15 protein-coding genes and 1 pseudogene are annotated in these 18,233 nt (G+C 56.4%); 1 reads left to right on the top strand and 15 read right to left on the bottom strand.

What is annotated here, in order from left to right; genetic code table 11:
- Positions 1 to 105: 105 nt before the first annotated feature.
- Both DEM27_RS34210 and DEM27_RS27805 read right to left on the bottom strand, forming a co-directional pair.
- Positions 106 to 273, bottom strand: coding sequence for a hypothetical protein (locus DEM27_RS34210; protein ID WP_165823644.1), 168 nt, complete (start codon positions 271 to 273; stop codon positions 106 to 108).
- Between the two features lie 391 nt (positions 274 to 664).
- Positions 665 to 1,294: a VOC family protein gene (locus DEM27_RS27805; RefSeq protein WP_109461517.1), complete on the bottom strand. Its 630-nt coding sequence runs from the start codon at positions 1,292 to 1,294 to the stop codon at positions 665 to 667.
- A gap of 128 nt (positions 1,295 to 1,422) precedes the next feature.
- On the opposite strand from DEM27_RS27805, the gene DEM27_RS27810 reads away from it, so the two are divergent.
- Positions 1,423 to 1,746: a winged helix-turn-helix transcriptional regulator gene (locus tag DEM27_RS27810; RefSeq protein ID WP_109461640.1), complete on the top strand. Its 324-nt coding sequence runs from the start codon at positions 1,423 to 1,425 to the stop codon at positions 1,744 to 1,746.
- Positions 1,747 to 2,735: 989 nt separating this feature from the next.
- Here the strand turns inward: DEM27_RS27810 and DEM27_RS27820 are convergent.
- From DEM27_RS27820 to DEM27_RS27880, 13 genes and pseudogenes are all read right to left on the bottom strand, one after another.
- Entirely contained in the window at positions 2,736 to 4,619 is a 1,884-nt protein-coding gene (locus tag DEM27_RS27820) for a diguanylate cyclase (protein WP_109461519.1), read from the bottom strand.
- A 188-nt stretch (positions 4,620 to 4,807) separates the two neighbouring features.
- Positions 4,808 to 6,535 carry a chemotaxis protein gene (locus DEM27_RS27825; protein WP_128755578.1) on the bottom strand — a complete coding sequence of 576 codons (1,728 nt, stop codon included), beginning with the start codon at positions 6,533 to 6,535 and terminating at the stop codon, positions 4,808 to 4,810.
- A 427-nt stretch (positions 6,536 to 6,962) separates the two neighbouring features.
- Positions 6,963 to 7,199 (bottom strand): hypothetical protein, encoded by a 237-nt coding sequence (locus tag DEM27_RS27830; protein WP_109461521.1) that lies wholly within the window; start codon positions 7,197 to 7,199, stop codon positions 6,963 to 6,965.
- Between the two features lie 91 nt (positions 7,200 to 7,290).
- Positions 7,291 to 8,379, bottom strand: a complete 1,089-nt coding sequence (locus tag DEM27_RS27835; protein WP_109461522.1) for a protein-glutamate methylesterase/protein-glutamine glutaminase — start codon at positions 8,377 to 8,379, stop codon at positions 7,291 to 7,293.
- A gap of 9 nt (positions 8,380 to 8,388) precedes the next feature.
- Positions 8,389 to 9,246: a CheR family methyltransferase gene (locus tag DEM27_RS27840; RefSeq protein WP_420028861.1), complete on the bottom strand. Its 858-nt coding sequence runs from the start codon at positions 9,244 to 9,246 to the stop codon at positions 8,389 to 8,391.
- A 101-nt stretch (positions 9,247 to 9,347) separates the two neighbouring features.
- Positions 9,348 to 9,842, bottom strand: coding sequence for a chemotaxis protein CheW (locus DEM27_RS27845; protein ID WP_109461524.1), 495 nt, complete (start codon positions 9,840 to 9,842; stop codon positions 9,348 to 9,350).
- A complete protein-coding gene (locus DEM27_RS27850) occupies positions 9,842 to 11,668 on the bottom strand; it encodes a methyl-accepting chemotaxis protein (RefSeq protein ID WP_109461525.1) in 1,827 nt (608 codons plus the stop codon). The genes DEM27_RS27845 and DEM27_RS27850 overlap by 1 nt, the downstream gene beginning before the upstream one ends.
- A 272-nt stretch (positions 11,669 to 11,940) precedes the next feature.
- Positions 11,941 to 13,584 (bottom strand): annotated as a pseudogene (locus tag DEM27_RS27855) (methyl-accepting chemotaxis protein); the annotation flags it as partial.
- Positions 13,585 to 13,606: 22 nt separating this feature from the next.
- Positions 13,607 to 14,122, bottom strand: a complete 516-nt coding sequence (locus DEM27_RS27860) for a chemotaxis protein CheW (RefSeq protein WP_109461527.1) — start codon at positions 14,120 to 14,122, stop codon at positions 13,607 to 13,609.
- On the bottom strand, positions 14,119 to 16,110 hold the full coding sequence (locus tag DEM27_RS27865; RefSeq protein ID WP_245446173.1) for a chemotaxis protein CheA: 1,992 nt from the start codon (positions 16,108 to 16,110) through the stop codon (positions 14,119 to 14,121). The genes DEM27_RS27860 and DEM27_RS27865 overlap by 4 nt, the downstream gene beginning before the upstream one ends.
- Positions 16,107 to 16,475 (bottom strand): response regulator, encoded by a 369-nt coding sequence (locus tag DEM27_RS27870; protein WP_109461528.1) that lies wholly within the window; start codon positions 16,473 to 16,475, stop codon positions 16,107 to 16,109. The genes DEM27_RS27865 and DEM27_RS27870 overlap by 4 nt, the downstream gene beginning before the upstream one ends.
- A complete protein-coding gene (locus DEM27_RS27875; RefSeq protein ID WP_109461529.1) occupies positions 16,475 to 16,816 on the bottom strand; it encodes an STAS domain-containing protein in 342 nt (113 codons plus the stop codon). Before DEM27_RS27875 ends, DEM27_RS27870 begins: the two co-directional genes overlap by 1 nt.
- Positions 16,813 to 17,910, bottom strand: coding sequence for an HD-GYP domain-containing protein (locus DEM27_RS27880; RefSeq protein ID WP_109461642.1), 1,098 nt, complete (start codon positions 17,908 to 17,910; stop codon positions 16,813 to 16,815). Before DEM27_RS27880 ends, DEM27_RS27875 begins: the two co-directional genes overlap by 4 nt.
- Positions 17,911 to 18,233 lie beyond the last annotated feature (323 nt).

Consider the following 18,233-nt stretch of genomic DNA (forward strand, 5'->3'; position numbering starts at 1 on the left):
CCTGTGCCCGACGCTGAGGATTGACGGGCAACGAGCTTATTATGTGCAGGTGAAAGTCGAGGATGCTCTGCAAAGCAGGGCGATCGAGCCTGAGGTGAACATAAGTCACCACGGCTCATATTCGTGCACGATCTCAAGATCGTCTTCGTCATCGAGTTCATCGGACGGAAGGACGCCGAATTCGTCGCCGGATCTGAACAGAGTGATTGGGACCATCAGGTTGTTGCAGAGGTGGAAGGCGTGAAACTGGGCGAGAGAAAGATCGTGTGCCATCTTGAGGTGCTCCATCGGAAGCGGGCCAATTCCCGCTGATGGCTCCTCAAAGGAACAGGGACGGTCGCGATCACCGCGGAGACGAAGACGGAGCGGCGGCAGCTTGCTAGCCGACCCCTCGAGGGTTGATCGACGGAGATCCGGACCTGGTCCAGGACGCCATCACAAGAAGCGGGATTGGAGTGCTTCAGATGCTGTGAGGGTTTGGCGCGGGTCTTTTGGCTTTCAGTGCTGCCGAGTCTCGCAGAAAGAGTTGGAATGCCCGTGGCTCGACAGAGTTCAAAGTTGGCAAGGTCGCCGCACAGCACACCGACCAGCCCAGATCTGAGCGGCTGATTCCGGGCCAATCTGGTAGTCGACGGCGTGTCCCTGACCTTGCGGCCATTGCGGCCTACATCATGACACGAGGATCGTAGGGAACATCGGGAGCGAACTCACCAGCGCGTGCCTTGGTATGCAGGTCCCATGCGGATGTTCCTTCTGCATATGCGGCCACCAGCTTGTCCGGATCGACGTACGCGCCCATCGGGTTGGCCGCGAACTCCGGCGACGTCCTGATGTACTCGCTGGACGTAAGCGGGTTGCCGAAATTGTCTACGTTGATCTCAACAGTGTTCCCGTCCGGGTCCTGGTAGTAGAACGCGGTTTGCAGCCCAGCATCAGTGCAGAGGACTGGCACAATCCCACCTTCCTTCAATCGCAGATAGGTTCCAAGCAGATCGCCGAGCGTGTCGTACTCGAACGCGAAATGTTGGACGCGACGGTGATGGGAGCGCTCGGTGTCAGCTTCAAGGCCGGGTATCTCTACTAAGGCGATGCGGTGGTTGGCTTCGTCGTTGGTCATCCACGTCGACTTGATGGAAGGCGCACCTTGCTGCCCTGGATTAGCCGAAGCGGTCTGATGAACAATCGTCATGCCAAGCACCGTTCGATACCAGTCAGCCATCGCATCGGTGTTTGCGGTGGTCACTCCCAGGTGGTGCAAACGCAGATGAACGATAGTCTGAGTATTGAGTGGCATGGGTAGCTCCTTCTTCAGATCGCGCGTAGGTCGCGTCGCTTGTGGAAGGCAGGATATCGAGTGTACAGTTGATGCTTCAAGTAGGATGAATTTTGATACTTAGGACGGATACAGACACCGTGGATGACCTGAACGAGGAGATTATAACTACCCGCAACGGGGTCCGTCGAGCCGTGAGCCTGTTCAGCGGCCGGTGGAAGCTGGAAATACTTTGGCTCCTGAACCAGCGCATGCATCGGTTCAATGAGCTGCGGAGGGCGATCCCCGGAGTCACGCAGCACATGTTGACAGCCCAGCTTCGCGAGTTGAAAAAAGACGGCCTTGTGCGGCGGACGGCCTATCCTGAAGTTCCTCCGAGGGTCGAATACGAGCTTTCCGACGACGCCAGGCGCTTGCAGCCCGTGTTCGAGGCCATCCTTAAATGGGCTGGACACGACCCAGTACTGACGTAAGCAAGAGCAACAAGCGGCGTCTGCGATTGCAAGCTAAAACAGCGATCTTGTGCGAATTCCTATGATCCAAAGAGAGCAACGCCCTCGGTCTCTCCTTCGAAGCGAAGACCTTCGATCGCGTTCTGGTGAAAAAACTGGGCAGCGCCCGCATAGCGTTGATTTCACTCAAACGACCCTGCTCTTCGACGTCGGCTCTGACCTCCGGAGACAAGACATACTGCGACACCTCCCCGCGGGAGGTCTGCGTTCGTCTCTATCCGGGCGTCTAATTTGTCGCTAGAGAAGGAGCCCGCCGGTCGCGGGCTCCCGATTGGACCGTCTCAACTAAACAGGTGACTCAGGTCATTCGGCTGCTGCTGGACCTGAGACCCGGCGAAAGAGCTGGCGCCGAGATTACCGGTAGATGAAGTAACGGTTGGGATGACGTTGAGAAACCGACCTCGTCCGCAGGCCCTGGGGTGCTCTCGGCTCCTTCTGTCGTGACCGGCACATGCGTACCTAGTGAAAGAGCGGCAAGTTGCCCGGCAAATTTGATCGTTGCTCCCGAAGGCACGCCTGTTACGGCGGACTGAGCGCCGGACCCGAGCGAGAGCGAGCCGCCGTTATTCCCCTGAGAGGGTGCTGCCGCGAGATTGTCGTGGGGTCTGCTAATTCTGGGGGTCGGACGAAAGGGCTTTGAGACTGGTGATTTTCAGATTGGGGTCGATGAGGGAAGAATATTGCGCGTTAAGAGCGGAAATAATATCCATTGTCAGACTCACAGTAAGATTGATGTTACACGCCCCGAGGGCGAAGGCAAAGTACGCCATAATGAGTTGGAAGAGCGTTCCCTTTACTTGAGCAAGGATTAGCCCACGCATCATAAAGCCTATATTAATGCGCTATTCTTTCAATATATTGGAATACAATACCTTACGAAAGTAAGCCGCATTTTACCGGTCGCCCGCGAAGTCAAAAATGAGAAGAGTGGCTAGATGAAAGAACATAATTCATGCCGCGGTCCGAGGCTGCGGCGAAGCATGCCGGTCGGCTGAGGCCGTATAGGTGTTTCGACCAGCGGCCTTGGCCTCGTACAAGGCAGCATCCGCCCTGTTGACAAGATTCAGGCCCGAGGTGTCGTGCTCGCAAAACAGATCGAGCGATGCGATACCAATGCTGACGGTCGCGATGCCCCACGGCAAATTTGCATGATGTTCAATGTTCAAGGCAGCAATCTTGTCGCGAATGTCCTCTGCGATAGCCAGTGCTCCACCCAGATCGGTATCTGAAAGAATCACAGCGAATTCCTCGCCACCATATCTGGCTGCCAAATCGGTGCGGCGTCGAGTGTTCCCCTGAAGAACGTCGGCTATTGAGCGCAAGCACTCGTCACCCGCTGTGTGTCCATAGGTGTCGTTGTAGACCTTGAAATTGTCCGCATCGATCATCAACAGTGATAAAGGCCGGACCTTGTTGAGCGAATCAGTAACCATTTCGGGAATGCGCTCATCGAATACGCCTCGGTTGGCGAGACCGGTCAGCGCGTCCGTGTTTGCTGTCGCCAACAGCTCCTCGTAGCGTTCCTTGCTTTTTGTAACGTCGCGAACAATCGCCACTATGCCGTCATTCTCTTCGCCCTTCGTTGATCCCAGCCTGCTGACTGTCGCTTCCAACCAGACTACACCGCCATCTTTCCGGAGAGCGCGGAACTCCAGACGTTTACGATGGTGGCCTGAATGGAGCTGCGCCAGCGCCTTTTCAACGGCCGCGGCGTCATTGGGATGGGTCACCTCCACCAATTTTTGTCCGATCAGTTCTTCTGGCGGACAACCCAATATGGCTTCCGATGCTGCTGAAGCATAATCACAAGAACCCTGATCGCCTAAGCGCAGGATAAGATCGCTTGATGCCTCCGCAAGTTGCTTAAATTCGTCCTCGCCCCTAGCCCGTAGCCGCTCGCTTTTCCGCCGCATTTTTTCCTGGAAATTTAGCCTGTTGGACAGCAGGCTCGTGACCACGACAAGCACGGCGGCCAGAAGCCACCGCGGCCAAACATTGGAAATCCAGTCATGCAGAGCGTCTGCCTGGGACATCCCGACGATCATGACCAGATCGCTCCGGGGGCTTTCCGCCACGCCGCCGATCCTTGGCGCGTCCGTCGCGGTACTCAGATAGTGGTGTGAGAAGAAGGGCGGCTGGGATTGGCTCGAAAGAATGCCCTGCAGCTTGCTAATCGAACTTATCCTTGCCTGATGGGAGGGGAGAGTTGCCAGGATGCGGCCGTCCGAATGCGTAAGCATCAGCACGTCGTCAGGGCGCATTTTGGCATTCTCGTATATCTTGGCGAAATACGCGCTCTCGAAAAGAGCGACGGCAACACCGCCGAAATGGCCGTCCGGAGTGTTAACCCGCTGGGTGACCGGAATGACCCACCCTTGACCGAACGGGTTCAAGAGCGGTTGACCGATCTTGAACTGTTGTGAAACCGAGGACCGATGGGCTCCGAAGAAATTTTGTTCGGAGAAGTCCCGCTTTCGTTGATCACCTCCCAGCCCCGCCAAAACCCGACCATCCGCTCCCAGCACGAACAGCTTGCTCAACCGGCCTGAAGCGTTCACCTGTCGCGTGATCCTCCGATCCAAGGCCGCAAGTCCTTCTTTCGTGATACGGTATGCTTCCAGGTCCTCAGCGATGGCCACCAATGGCAAACGAGCGGATTCGAATGTCTCCCGAGCGTGCTGCAGCAAACGTCGCGCTGTTCCGACGACTTCAAGTTCGTAGCGGGCGACCGTAGAGCGCCAGGTTGCCACCTCTCCGGCGCCTAAGAGAACAAGGAAAGCAGCTAAAACCGCCGACATGGCTAAGCGCGAGCGAAAAGGGAATAGCGTCGTCAATCGGAGACCTCAGTCAAACGAAATGTTCGATCATTGATGTGAACATGTACGCGGTTAGTCTCGGCCATCGAAGAGCTAGCTCGGCCAAAGGCGGCCATCCTGCAAGCCAACTGCCGAAATGGAGTCGCCTCTATAACCGGGTCCGCTACCAGAACTCTAATAATACATGAGAACGGGACCGTATGGACTTAGAGAAAGACTCCCAGCATCTCATCATCCTCAACATCTGTCCCTGGGAATGTCACTAGCGGCGTGGTTTGTGATACCGAAAGAAACCGGCGGTGAATTTCACGCTCCTGGGTCATCGTGTAGATTTGGAAGATCCGCGCTGAGAGCTGTTCGATAGCGGCAATGCCTGCGTCGATGGGGGTGCTCGGCATAACATCACCTGAGCCAGCAACAGCAAGGCAATCATCCAGAACGTCACCAAGATCGCTTCTGAAATCAAGCCTCCTGATTGCTTCAGCGATGCAAGCAAACACAACCTCGCCTTCACCCGATAAGGCAACTAGGCCTGCGGACATTTCATTTGCCGCGGTATCGACTTCGCGCCGTGCCACATCGAGTGGATGGCTTCCACCATCGGCAGAAATCATACAAATGGATGTCAGTTTTAACTTCGCAGCGTCTATATCCTGCATCGCCAGGATAATACCTTCCGCAGGCCCTTCGAGCCTGTCTGCGAAGGTCCGCAGCTCGCCGCTGACTACATTGACGGCGCGACCAGCCTCACCGAGCTTGTTGCAGGCCAGATTGGAGTTCAGGGCCATGTAAAAGATATCGAGCTTGATACGACGGATAGCAGCAATGCCGGCGATTAACGACTGTGTCGACTCTTCAACGGTCGATGCGACAGTATCTAGATCGCGGGTTCGGGTTAGAACCTGATTCGACAAGTCCGCTGCTTGGGCAAGGTCTCCCTGCATCTGCCTCAAAACATTATCTTCTGCTCGATTATGGCTACCAGCGAGTTTGTCGCGCAACGTCATGACTCGGCTGGTATCGGCGGAAAAGCTAGCGATCGTTCCCGCGATAGTCCCGCACTGCTGGTGAAATTCAACGACGCTCTCCTCCAGCTGAGCTCTGACGAGCCCGACGATAGCCTTTTCGAGATGGAGTACCTGCACAACGTCAATTGATCCAATTTGCTCTGAAGTCTTGAATTCCTCGTAGTAGGTCAGCAACGTAATAATGTGCTCGATACGTTGTCTGGTAATATCGCCAATTTGCAGCGCTGAAAGGATCGTGGCGAGCTTCATCTGGATCGAACCGATGATGTCCTTGAGCTCGTTCGCGGTTTCTGTCATCCGCGTTTGCTGATCCGATAGCGCGACGGATCCACGATCGAGATTGGCGACGAGGAGCGGGATGGTCGCCGAAAAGTCGCGAATAACGCTTTCCGAACTTTGGGTTGCCTCTGAAAGACGGTCGCGCATTGCCACTAATTCACGAGCGAAACGGTCGACTTCCTCTGACACCCTCTGAATTCGCTCACGGATTTCATCAGCAAATCCGGAGAATTCCGGGATACCGGCTCCGGTGATTTTCACGGTCACAGCTATGGTGCGCAGATGTCGTATAACCTCCCGCATCTCGTCCACGTTCTTGTGAACGCTGTCGCAAAGGGCCGCGATGGTGGTAAAAGCATCTTGTTTGGTATCCGCAGCTGCCGGCAAGCCAGCGAGTTCATCGACAGCCTGTGTCATTCCATCGACGACTGTCCGGGTCGCTTGCGGGCTGAAGAAACCAGTTATGCTGTCAAGAGTTTGTGTGAGACCACTTACTGCTTCCATCACTGCGATCAAGACGCTTCCGCCTTCCAGAAAAGAGCGCTCGATCCGTTGCTGGGCAACGGCCAGCCTCTGAGCCAGAGGATGAGGCGAAAATGTTGTTTCGAATTGATATGCTACGCTCATGCTGAGCCCCACTGCTTTAGGCGACACTACCGGGAGATCCGAAACGAGTTATGAACGGACGAAAATAGTCCGCGGATTAGTTTACAAGATCTTTCAATCGAGGATCCGACGATGCAGCGACGCCTATCTCCACCAGTTCTAGCCAATATCTTGACTGCCTCGGTCTGATCGCGTGATCTGTGCTTAATTGAGAGTTTTCTCAGTATTCGTAACCGCTGGAACAACTCGACGCTTCGATCGTGGAGTGTGGGGAGCCAGACGCGGACGCCGCGTCTGGCAAGGATATGTACGATATCTAAGAGTCCCCCGGGAAGTGCGGAAATTCACGCGCGATAAAGGCCAGCGTTGAAAGCCCATAGTTGTCGCCGCCCTTTTTGGGTCACGGGCATTCATTCGCATATGTCACCTAACAAGATGGGATGACTGGTCAGTTTGGACGAACAGTCAATTTGATGACATTGGTGGCGCTTCCGCAGAACTTCATGTCGCCAAGCTCGGTCCAACAGTCTTCGCCGCCCCTGCGTTCCTGGCAAACCTCTGAAATACCGGTTGCCGTCTTCCGGTTGGCAGTACGGTGAAGCTGCACGACGAGCTTCTTGTAGTAGGCAACGATCGAATTGTGTTCTTCACGACTAATGTAGCGTTCTCGGAATTGTGGTGTCATTCTTTCCTCATCTGGAGCATCGAGAACAAAATGCTCTTCGGATGGGGACAGTTCCGGCAGAGATTACACCGTCCTTAATGCCTGGTTAATATCAACGTTTGCGATCCGCAATCATGATCTCGCCCGCGAGATGATTAAGTGGCAACACCTTTGCGACGCCACCGTGGGCAATGGCCTCTTTCGGCATCCCGAACACCACGCAGGATGCCTCGTCCTGGGCGATCGTATAGGCACCCGCCTCCTTCATTTCCTTCATCCCGCGCGCACCGTCGTCACCCATTCCCGTCATGATCACGCCCATGGCATTACTTCCCGCAGAACGTGCGGCAGATCGGAATAGCACATCGACTGAAGGGCGGTGTCTCGATACAAGAGGCCCCGCCTTAACCGCGACGTGATAACGAGCACCCTGGCGCTCCAGCAACATATGCCGATCGCCGGGCGCGATAAGGACATGCCCCCGTAGAACGGGGTCACCGTCCTCTGCTTCCTTCACCTCGACTTCGCAGAGGCCGTTCAGACGCTTTGCGAAGGCCGCGGTGAATTTCTCCGGCATGTGCTGAACGATGACAAGGCCCGGCGCATTGGCAGGGAGTTGTTCGAGCATCTCGCGCAGTGCCTCCGTTCCTCCTGTTGAAGCACCCACACACACCACCATTTCTGTCGTTCTCGCCATCGCCTTCCCCGACGGAGGCGGCAGAACTGCATCAGCCGTCAGTTTGGCCGTAGGTTCGAGCCCGCTGGTTCGAACGGGCAGCCGTCTTTGGGTGCCCAGCCGTGCAACGGCCGCGCTTTTCACCGCATCACATATCCGCTGGCCGGCTTCGGCTAAGTGATCCGCCGCTCCGATCCTGGGTTTGACGATGATATCGACGGCCCCTGCCTCAAGCGCTTGCAAGAGCGTCTCTGATCCCGCCTCGGTCAAGGACGAGCACATTACGACCGGGATCGGTCGTTGCGCCATAAGCTTTCGGAGAAAGGTGATGCCGTCCATTTTGGGCATCTCGACGTCGAGAGTAATGACGTCGGGTATTTCTTCCTGGATCTTCTTTGCGGCCATGAACGGATCTGATGCGGTGCCGATGACCTCGATTTCGGGATCGGATTGCAATACCGAAGCGAGTGTCTGTCGAACGCTGGCAGAGTCATCGATAATGAGGACACGGATCTTCTTGCCCATTGAGGACCTTTATTGTTTCTGGAACACGGTGTTAGCAACCTGGCGAACGGGAAGATCAATTCCAGCTATCGACTCGGAGTGGCCAATCATGAGGAAACCGCCGGGCAAAAGATTCTTACAGAGTTCCTGCAAAACGTGAGTCTGCGTCTGTTTATCGAAGTAAATAAGGACGTTCCTGCAGAAAATGATGTGAAAGGCATCGCCAACCGAATAGGTCTCGTCCATGAGGTTGAACCGAGCAAACGCCACCTTGGCACGTAGCGAGGGAACGATGCGCATTTCGTGCCTTTTGGGGTCGATCGACCGCATTACGTACCGCCGCATGAGATCAGCGGGAACCGGCTGGAGGAGCTCAGGAGCATAAAGTCCCGAATGCGCCTTCTTCAGCACATCTGTCGATAGGTCTGTCGCCAAAATACGGTAATCAATTGCCTGATTGGCTCGAGCAAACTCCGCGAGGAGCATGGCGATCGTATAAGGTTCCGCGCCCGTCGAGCACGCGGAGCTCCATACGCGGATATTCCGCACGCCGTCCGCTGCAATGTCTGGCAGAGCCTTTCGGACCATAAAGTCGAAGTGGTTTGGCTCGCGAAAGAAGTCCGTCTTGTTGGTGGTGACGCAGTCAATCAAGAAAATGACCTCGCTATCGAGACCACCGCGCTTGAACAGGAAATCGCAGTAATCGTCCAACGAAACGGCGCCGGTATAACGTAGCCTTTTGCGAAGACGTCCTTCGAGCATCGTGCGCTTCGTGGGCGGCATCTTGATGCCGCTATAATCATATATGAACTTGGCCAAGATCTCGAAATTTCGCGCGGAGAGGCCATCTCCGAACGTTTCGACACGAGCTAAGGCTCCCATACGCAATACTCCCGCCGTCGCTGAGGTCTCGCTGTCTCAGCTGTCGCTTATCTGAATGAAGTGAAAGGGCCGGCTTACACCGGCCCAGGAACGTCAACGGGTTTCGATCAGGCGACGTTCGACAATGCAAAAGGCGTCGCCTCGGAGATCCCTGTTGGTTCGCTGAACAGTTGCGGGAGGTCAAGGATGACGACAAATCCGCCGTCTCTTCGCACGACACCAGCGATGTAGTTGGATTTCCATCGAGCACCGATATCCGGCGCCTTATCCAACTGCTCAGCACGGAAAGCAACGACTTCAAACACCCTGTCCGCGACAAGACCCAGTGACAAAACGCGCTCGTCCAAAGGGATGTCGAGAACGAGAATTCTGGTGTTCTGGGTTCTGACGGACGCATCCATGCCCAGCTTCAGGCGAAGATCGATGATCGGAACGCCCTGCCCCCGCACGTCGCGAAGACCAAGGAGGAAGTTCGGACCATGGGGAATCTTAAACGCTTCCTCATGGTCGAGAATTTCCCTCACAACACCGACTGGCAGCGCGAAGACTTCCTGTCCCAGTCCGAATGTTACGAACTGCAACTCAGCGTTTTGGTCTGCCATCACGCGCTCTCCCGGAAGTTTGCATCGTCGGAATCGGGACCACCGAGCGAAAGATCGAGAGCGAACCCTTTCACGCGGGCCTGCTGCCCCCCGATCGAGTTGTCCGAAGTCGTCCTCGCGGCTGGCTTCGACATCGGTGCTGATACGGCGCGAGGCGCAGCGGGCTTGAAGGAGGCGCTTCTAGCGACGGGACGAGCAGGAGCCTTGCTAACACCAGCCTGATCGACTTTGAAAAAGGCGATTGATGCCTGAAGCTCTTCTGCCTGTGCTGCCAACTCCTCGGACGTCGCGGACATCTCTTCCGAGGCGCCGGCATTCTGCTGGGTCACCTTGTCGAGCTGCTGGATCGCCTCGTTGATCTGGCTGGCGCCGATATCCTGTTCGCGGCAGGCGGCTGAGATTTCGGACACGAGTTCCGCCGTCTTTTGGATATCCGGTACCAGACGGTTCAACATTTCGCCGGCCTCAGTGGCGACTTGGACAGTTTCGCCGGAAAGAGCGCTGATTTCCGCAGCAGCTGCCTGGGAGCGCTCGGCAAGCTTGCGGACCTCCGAGGCCACTACGGCAAAGCCCTTGCCGTGCTCCCCAGCGCGAGCTGCTTCCACAGCGGCATTCAGGGCAAGAAGGTCGGTCTGGCGGGCGATCTCCTGAACGATGGAGATCTTCTCGGCAATCGTTCGCATTGCACCGACGGCGCGATTGACTGCCTGGCCCGAAGCTTCCGCATCCTTGGAAGACTGGCGGGCGATCTTCTCGGTCTGTGCCGCATTGTCAGCGTTCTGCTTGATATTGGATGCCATCTCTTCCATCGATGCAGACGCTTCTTCCGCGGAGGACGCCTGCTCTGTCGCACCCTGGCTCAACTGCTCCGAGCTCGACGACAACTCCTGACTACCTGAAGAAACGTTGTCGGAGGCTGCCAGCGCGTCGGCAACGACGCTTCGAAGGCGCTCGACCATGCTTTCCAACGCCAGGCCCAGCGTATCCTTGTCCGAGAGTGGTTTCGGTTCGACAGTCAGATTGCCATTCGCGATCTGGCTAGCGATATCCGCCGTCTTGCGCAGATTGGCGGTCATCGTATTGATGCGATCGACGAGATCCTTGATCTCGTCATTGCTCTTGATTTCGACATTCTGGTTCAAGTCGCCGATAGCGACAGCGTCCGCAACACTCATCACCCGACGAAGACCGGCGCTGATTCCGACGGCGATCCAGAAGGCGGCGGCCGTCGCGATTAGCGCCGCAATAGCTGCGACGGTGATCATGAGTGTGCGCGTGGTTGCATATTGATCGTTGGTGTCGACATCCGCCTGATGCATTCCGTTTTGCTGGATTTTCAGGAGGTCGTTGAGCGCCGTGTCAAGCGTATCCGCAATTTCGCGCCCCCTCCCTGCCGAAAGTGCTTGTGCGCCGGCTGCGTCACCTCGCGACTTCAGATCCTGTATCTGGCGGTCGACGGCCGCAAAATCTACCGCTAGCGATTTTGCCTTCTCCCAGATCGGTTTGCCTTGTTCCGACGCAATGGCGAAACCAGAGTCCAGGGTCGCAATCATCTCCGATCGAGCGGCCTCGCCGGCGTCACGGAATCTGTTTGCCTCCTCGGACGTCTGGGAAAGAATCAGGTTTTTCTGAGCCCGCACCATCTCGAGCATACGAACGTTGCTGGTCAACGCGTATTCGAGGCGCTTTGCGGGACCTGCTATCAGATCCGTAATAGCTTGATTGAGCGACCCGAGGCTGGTGATCCCATAAAATGCCGTTCCCACGAGAAGTGCAATAATCAGACCGAAAGCCAGTCCGAGCTTCATTTTGATCGTAAAGCGCATGTATTCCCCCATGCAAGATAGTGTTAGTGGTCCGAAGCCCCCCTGGAGCATCGGTGACGTATGGGTGCAGCATCCTGAGACGAAGTCATTCATCCCCGCCGGTTTGCCGCCGCTCCACGATCACGGGCGCCAACGCATACACACGTTGGTATGGAAGGTCTGTCGCCCGTGACCGGCGACAGACTCAGCCTTTTCGCGCGGCCTTATGCAGCCCGCGCGTCAATTTCCGAGAGATCGGTCTCGCCCAGTTCGACGCTGCCGGCTTTCCGACTCTTCAGCGGCGATGCTCTTCTTTTGTCTGACGCTGACTGGTTGACCTTGAAGAAGTTGATCGATGCCTGCAACTCCTCGGCTTGGGCGGCCAGCTCTTCCGAGGTCGACGACATCTCTTCTGAGGCGCCTGCGTTCTGCTGGGTGACCTTGTCAAGCTGCTGAATCGCCTCGTTGATCTGTGCGGCGCCAATGTCCTGCTCTCGGCAGGCAGCCGAGATCTCGGAAACCAGTTCGGCAGTTCGACGGATATCAGGGACAAGACGGCTCAGCATTTCACCGGCTTCGGTTGCTACAGTGACCGTATCTCCTGACAAGGCGCTGATGTCGGCTGCCGCGGTCTGGCTACGCTCTGCCAGCTTTCGAACTTCAGAGGCGACGACAGCGAAGCCTTTTCCATGTTCTCCCGCCCGAGCGGCTTCGACCGCGGCATTAAGCGCAAGTAGATCAGTCTGACGTGCGATCTCCTGTACGATCGAGATCTTTTCGGCGATGGTGCGCATCGCACCGACGGCTCTGCCGACCGCGTCGCCGCTTGCTTCAGCATCCCTTGACGACTGTCGGGCAATCTTCTCGGTCTGAGCGGCGTTATCGGCGTTCTGCTTAATATTCGCCGCCATTTGCTCCATCGCTGCAGATGCCTCTTCTGCAGAAGCGGCTTGTTCGGTCGTTCCCTGCGAAAGCTGCTCGGCGCTAGCCGAAAGTTCCTGGCTGCCCGAGGCGACGTTGTCAGCGGCAACAATGGCATCTGCCACGACACCGCGCAGGCGATCAACCATGGTACCCAACGCCAGGCTGAGAGTGTCTTTTTCGGAAAGTGGCTTCGGCTCGACCGTCAGATCACCGTTAGCTATCTGATCAGCGATATTGGCGGTATTGCGCAGATTACCCGTCATGACATTGATCGTATCGACCATGTCCTTGATCTCGTCGTTCGTTCGTACGGAGATCTCTTGGTTGAGGTCCCCGATTGCGACAGCGTCGGCGGCATCCATCACCTTTCGAAGCCCGCGGCTGATACCGATTGCGATCCATGCCGCTGCAACCATCGCAATGAAAGCGGCCACGCCGGACGCCGTCATCATGGTCACGCTTGTCGACGCATACTGTGCATTGGTAGCCTTGTCGGACGCGACCATGTCTGCCTGTTGAACTTCCAGGACCTGGCGTAGAGCAGCATCGAGCTTGTCGCCGATCTGACGTCCCTCGCCCGCTGAAAGACGTTGTGCCTCAACGGTGTTGCCCTGCTCGTTAAGCTGGGCCACGCGCAGATCGACCGCGATAAAGTCGTCGGCCAACTTCCGCGCGTTCTCCCATATGGGACGTCCCTCCTGCGAAGCGATTGAGAGGCCATTTTCAAGGGCACCGATCAAAAGAGTCTTCGCAGCTTCGCCATTTTTACGGAATTGTGCAGCATCCGCAGCGTTGTCCGCCAAGATGAGGTTCTTTTGCGCACGAACCATCTCAAGCTGCCGTACACTTGTTTCGAGTGCATACTCCAGCCGCTTCGCCGGGCCGGCTACCAGCCTGCTAACAGCGTCGTTGAGTGAGCCGAGGCTTAACATGCCATAGGCGGCCGTGCCGACCAGAAGTACGATGATCAGCCCGAAAGCCAACGCGAGTTTGGTTTTGATCGTTAAGCGCATACTTGTCCCCTTTTGCCCTAAATCAGTCGGAAATCCCGTTCCCGCTCAGCCGCTCCTCATGTGCGAATATTGCCTGGAGGTTTGGAATGATGATGAATTCGCTGCCTCGCTTGACGAGGCAGTGGATATAGTCCTGTCGCCACCGCATCCCCACGCTCGGGGTGGGCTCGCTATCGGTGCGTGAAAGCGCCGTGACCTCATGCACCTTGTCGGCCTTAACGCCGACGAGAGTGGCCTCGCCCGACACATCGACTTCGATCACGATAAACCGGCTGTCAATCGAGCTCTCTCTCGGTTCCATTCCGAATGCGATCCGGATGTCAGCGAGCGGGATGACCTTTCCGCGAAAATTGATGACGCTGTTGACGAAGCTGGGGCTACCCGGCACCCGCGTCTCTGGCATCACATCGAGGATTTCCTGAACAACCTTTGCATTGAGCGCGAATGTCTCGCGGTTCAGTTCGAATAGGAGCGCCTCGATCTGCTGCGCCTCTGGCCAAATCGGGTCGGGTCTCGAGGTTTCGAGCACCGACGTCATACTGCGGCTCGCATCAGCGCCTCCTTACTTTGCCCGCGCAAAACGAGCTGGTTAACGTCCATGATCAAAGCCACGCCGCCGTCGCCGAGGATCGTCGCGCCTGAGAACATGTCAGCGGTGCTGTGGAGCTTCGACATCGATTTGATAACCGTCTGGTGGTCGCCGATGATCTGATCGACAACCAGTCCGACGCGCTCGTTCCCGGTCGAGACGATCACACATTTCTGATGGAGTTCAGGTTCTGTCCCCGTCGCAAAGAGATCGCGCAGGCGCAGGAACGGAACAAGGCTATCCCTGAGCGAGATAAAGCTCCGTCCCCGCGAGCGAATATCCTCTTCAAGTGAAAGTTCGAGGCACTCTTCGACTGCAGAGAGAGGGATCACATAGCGAGAGTCGCCAACACGAACCAGGAGGCCGTCGATGATTGCCAACGTCAAGGGTATTCGGAGGTTTACTTCCGATCCGACGCCGAATTCGCTTCTGATGTCGATCGTACCGCGAAGCTCATCGATCGTCCGTCTAACTACGTCCATTCCAACGCCACGGCCGGAAAGGTTCGTGATTTTTTCGGCGGTTGAGAAGCCCGGCTTGAATATCAGCTGCAGAAGCTCCTGATCCGACATTACCGCGCCGGGTTGAACAAGCCCGGCCGCTTCGCCCTTTGCTCGAACGCGTTCGCGATTGATGCCGCGTCCGTCGTCCTTGATGGAGATGACAACCTCGCCGCCGGCCTGCGTCGCGGAAAGGCTGACTATCCCTGTGCTGCTTTTGCCATTGCGCAGGCGCTCCTCCGGACCTTCTAGGCCATGATCGATCGCGTTGCGAACGAGATGCACCAGCGGATCTGCCAGCCGCTCAATGACGGTCTTATCGACTTCGGTGCTTTCGCCATCGGTCTGCAGTTCGATCGTTTTCCCGGTTTCGCGTGAGAGGTCGTGCACGAGGCGGCGGAAGCGTGAGAAAAGGCTTCCGACCGGGACCATACGCAGGACCATCATCGTATCACGCAATTCGCCCGACAAACGATCGACATCCTCCGAAACATCGCGAAGCTGTCCGTTTCCAATCGAAGCGGCAAGTTGCGAAAGCCTTGATTGCGCAATGACGAGCTCACCGACCCGGTCCATCAGCTCATCGAGACGTTCGGCAGGAACCTTCACGTTATCGCCGGCCTTGGAGCCTGACTTGGTGTCGGTGAGTTTACCGGCGGCGACCGTCTCAACTGACTGTGGTGGGCGTGGTGCCGAACCGTCGCCGACCGCTCCGGCGGGGACGGAGCGCATGGGCAGCTCTTGGATTTCAAGCTGCATGTCATCAATGACGAACATGAAGACGTCTTCGATCTCGCTGCGCGATCGTTCGGTTGTCAGCGTCACGTCCCAAGCGAGATGCAGATCAAGAGGCGACAGGTTCAGAAAATCGGGAAAACTTGTTCGGTCGGCGGTAATTTCGCATTCCCCAACGCCCCGGAGCTCGTTCAAGAGCCCGAGCGGATTTGTGCCATTGGCCATCGCATTTTTTGGAAGCCGTATCTTGAGGCGCCAGGTTGTGGAGCCGGTCTTCGTCGAGGGCGCTTTCCCTTCGATGGCTATCTGACCATCCGCGGACGCACTTGAGGAGCCACCAAGAGCCGCATTGAGGGTCAGAAGCAAGCGTTCGCTCTGCGCGTCGTGGTGTGGACCGGGGCTTTCGATCAAGGCCTTCATATGATCCTGAGCGTTCAGGATTGCCGAGACGAGAGCCTCGGTTGCGGGGACCTCGCCCTTTCGGACCTGGTCAAAGGCTGTTTCGCAGTGATGAGTGAATGACGCCAGTCCCTCGAACCCGAACATTGCGCCGGACCCTTTAAGGGTATGGAGTCCCCGAAACACAGCGTCGATCTGATCTCGGTCTGACAGATCATGTAACAAATCGAGCAGTCCCGATTCGATCTGCTCGAACAGCTCGCTGGCCTCAGTGCGAAAAACCTGAATAGGATCGTTCATCATCGCCCCAACACCTTCTGCACGATCTTTACAAGGCTTTCCGCATTGAATGGCTTTGTGATCCACCCTGTTGCTCCCGCCGCCTTCGCACGTGTTTTCAGCTCAGCATCCGATTCTGTCGTGAGAAAGATGATCGGAACGCCGACGTTCGAACCTGACTGACGAAGAGCCTCGATCATCTGCAGACCGTTCATGTTAGGCATGTTCAGGTCGGTAATGATAAGGTCGTAGTTGCCCGCTTTCGCCTTATTCAGTCCGTCGAGACCGTCGACGGCCTCCGTGACCTGGTATCCGGCGTTGGTCAAAGTAATCTTCGTCGTCATCCGAATGCTGGCGGAATCGTCCACGGTAAGAATTTGGGCGTCCATCAGCAAGCCTCCTGATGAAACCAGAAACGATGGAATGCGCCATCAGCGTTCTTCAAAAAACCAGCAACCTCGAGCTTGTCGCGAACGAGGGGAGAGGCGGGGTTTTCCAGCGCGAACGGCTTGCCCTGCGACGCCGCATATTCGCGCGCGATTTCGAGGAGCTGAAGAAAGCTGAGATCTGGCTCAGTGTCAGCGGCCAAATCTAATCGGACGCCGCCGTGATCGAGAATTGCCTCACGAATGGCTTCGTAATGCTGTTGAACATTGCGGATCGTATAGGGGGCCGGCAATGACAGAGGCTGCTCTCCCGCTTTTTCATGGCTCTCAGGCGAATTTTTCATGACGCGACCGCCTCCGGTACTCGATTTTGAACACTATCCGATGGTGGCGTGGAGGCAGGCGCCGCTGCGGGCTCGCTGCCCATCAACCGACAGATCTGCCGCCACTGCCGGGAGAACGCAGCCACGCACTCCGGATCGAAATGCGTGCCGCTGCATGCCACGATTTCATTATATGCCGCTTCTAGTGACCACGCCTTTTTGTAAGGCCGTTCGGAGCAAAGCGCTTCGAAAACGTCTGCTATCGCCACGACACGTGCCTCCTGTGGGATGCTGTCTCCCACCAGGCCATTTGGGTATCCACTTCCATCCCATTTTTCGTGGTGACCACCGGCAATGGCGCACGCTACTTTCAGCAGCTCCGTGGATGCATCGCCGAGAATCTGGACCCCAAACTCGACGTGCTGCTGCATCTGCGCGTATTCTTCGGCACTGAGCCTGCCTGGCTTTCCGAGCAACGCGTCGGAAATGCCAATCTTTCCCACATCGTGGAGAGGTGCTGCGAGATAGATCATATGGGCTTGCTGAGCGGTAAGCCCCATCTCAAGCGCGATGATCCGCGATATGTCCGCGACGCGGGTCACATGATTTCCGGTATGCCCGTCCTTGAACTCGATTGCGCGAGCGAGGCGCCATATGATCTCTTCTTCACGAGCCGCAATTTCGGCCGTCGCGGCTTTCACAGCCGCTTCCAGGTCGGATGCCCTCGATTCCAACTGCATCTGAGCCCGCCGAAGCGCTAACAGATTGATGGCACGGGCCCGAAGTTCGATGGGATCCACTGGCTTAGCGACAAATTCGGTAGCGCCCGCACTGATTGCCTTGATCTTGACATCGTTGTCAGTCTCTGAGGTGAGCATAATGATCGGCACGGAAGCATGACGCGGATCCGCTCGAAGCGCGCCGATCACCTCTGCCCCGTTGATCCGCGGCATGGTATAGTCCACAAGAACAAGATCGAATTGCATGTCCTTCGCGGCAAGCAGCGCGTCAGCTGGGTCTAGAAACCCATGCAAGAAGATACTGTCGATGGCGTTTAGACTATGTATAAGGGCTGCGACCACAGATCTACTGTCGTCGATTATGGCGACGTTCACAATGCGCTCGATTTGACAGGAAGCGTAGGACGTGAGGCCGCGAACGGCGCTCGGCGGCATTTGTTAGTCGCACGGGATCAACATCACCCCGCCATTCGAAATCTTCAGATAGACAACACTAAGTTGGTTAATAAATCTCTAAAGGAAAGTATAAGACGACGCTTTCCTTGTGCTCGTGCGCGTCGCAACAACAACGAAGCTGCCCGCGCGGGGAGGCTGGCTGATCCTCGTCCCACACAACGCGGGTTTCCTGCGAAGGCGCAGATCAAAGAAGAGTATATTTTTACGGAAAACCTCTGAGCAGGGAGCTTCCAAAGACCCAG

The organism is Rhizobium album (assembly GCF_003122325.1).
GTDB classification, from domain to species: Bacteria; Pseudomonadota; Alphaproteobacteria; order Rhizobiales; family Rhizobiaceae; genus Metarhizobium; species Metarhizobium album.

What these genes read in the sequence shown, in the direction of transcription:
- DEM27_RS34210 (WP_165823644.1), bottom strand. Translation starts at nt 273, where the DNA reads ATGGCACACGATCTTTCTCTCGCCCAGTTTCACGCCTTCCACCTCTGC.
- DEM27_RS27805 (WP_109461517.1), bottom strand. Translation starts at nt 1,294, where the DNA reads ATGCCACTCAATACTCAGACTATCGTTCATCTGCGTTTGCACCACCTG.
- DEM27_RS27825 (WP_128755578.1), bottom strand. Translation starts at nt 6,535, where the DNA reads ATGAGCGTAGCATATCAATTCGAAACAACATTTTCGCCTCATCCTCTG.
- DEM27_RS27830 (WP_109461521.1), bottom strand. Translation starts at nt 7,199, where the DNA reads ATGACACCACAATTCCGAGAACGCTACATTAGTCGTGAAGAACACAAT.
- DEM27_RS27835 (WP_109461522.1), bottom strand. Translation starts at nt 8,379, where the DNA reads ATGGGCAAGAAGATCCGTGTCCTCATTATCGATGACTCTGCCAGCGTT.
- DEM27_RS27845 (WP_109461524.1), bottom strand. Translation starts at nt 9,842, where the DNA reads ATGGCAGACCAAAACGCTGAGTTGCAGTTCGTAACATTCGGACTGGGA.
- DEM27_RS27850 (WP_109461525.1), bottom strand. Translation starts at nt 11,668, where the DNA reads ATGCGCTTTACGATCAAAATGAAGCTCGGACTGGCTTTCGGTCTGATT.
- DEM27_RS27860 (WP_109461527.1), bottom strand. Translation starts at nt 14,122, where the DNA reads ATGACGTCGGTGCTCGAAACCTCGAGACCCGACCCGATTTGGCCAGAG.
- DEM27_RS27865 (WP_245446173.1), bottom strand. Translation starts at nt 16,110, where the DNA reads ATGATGAACGATCCTATTCAGGTTTTTCGCACTGAGGCCAGCGAGCTG.
- DEM27_RS27870 (WP_109461528.1), bottom strand. Translation starts at nt 16,475, where the DNA reads ATGGACGCCCAAATTCTTACCGTGGACGATTCCGCCAGCATTCGGATG.
- DEM27_RS27875 (WP_109461529.1), bottom strand. Translation starts at nt 16,816, where the DNA reads ATGAAAAATTCGCCTGAGAGCCATGAAAAAGCGGGAGAGCAGCCTCTG.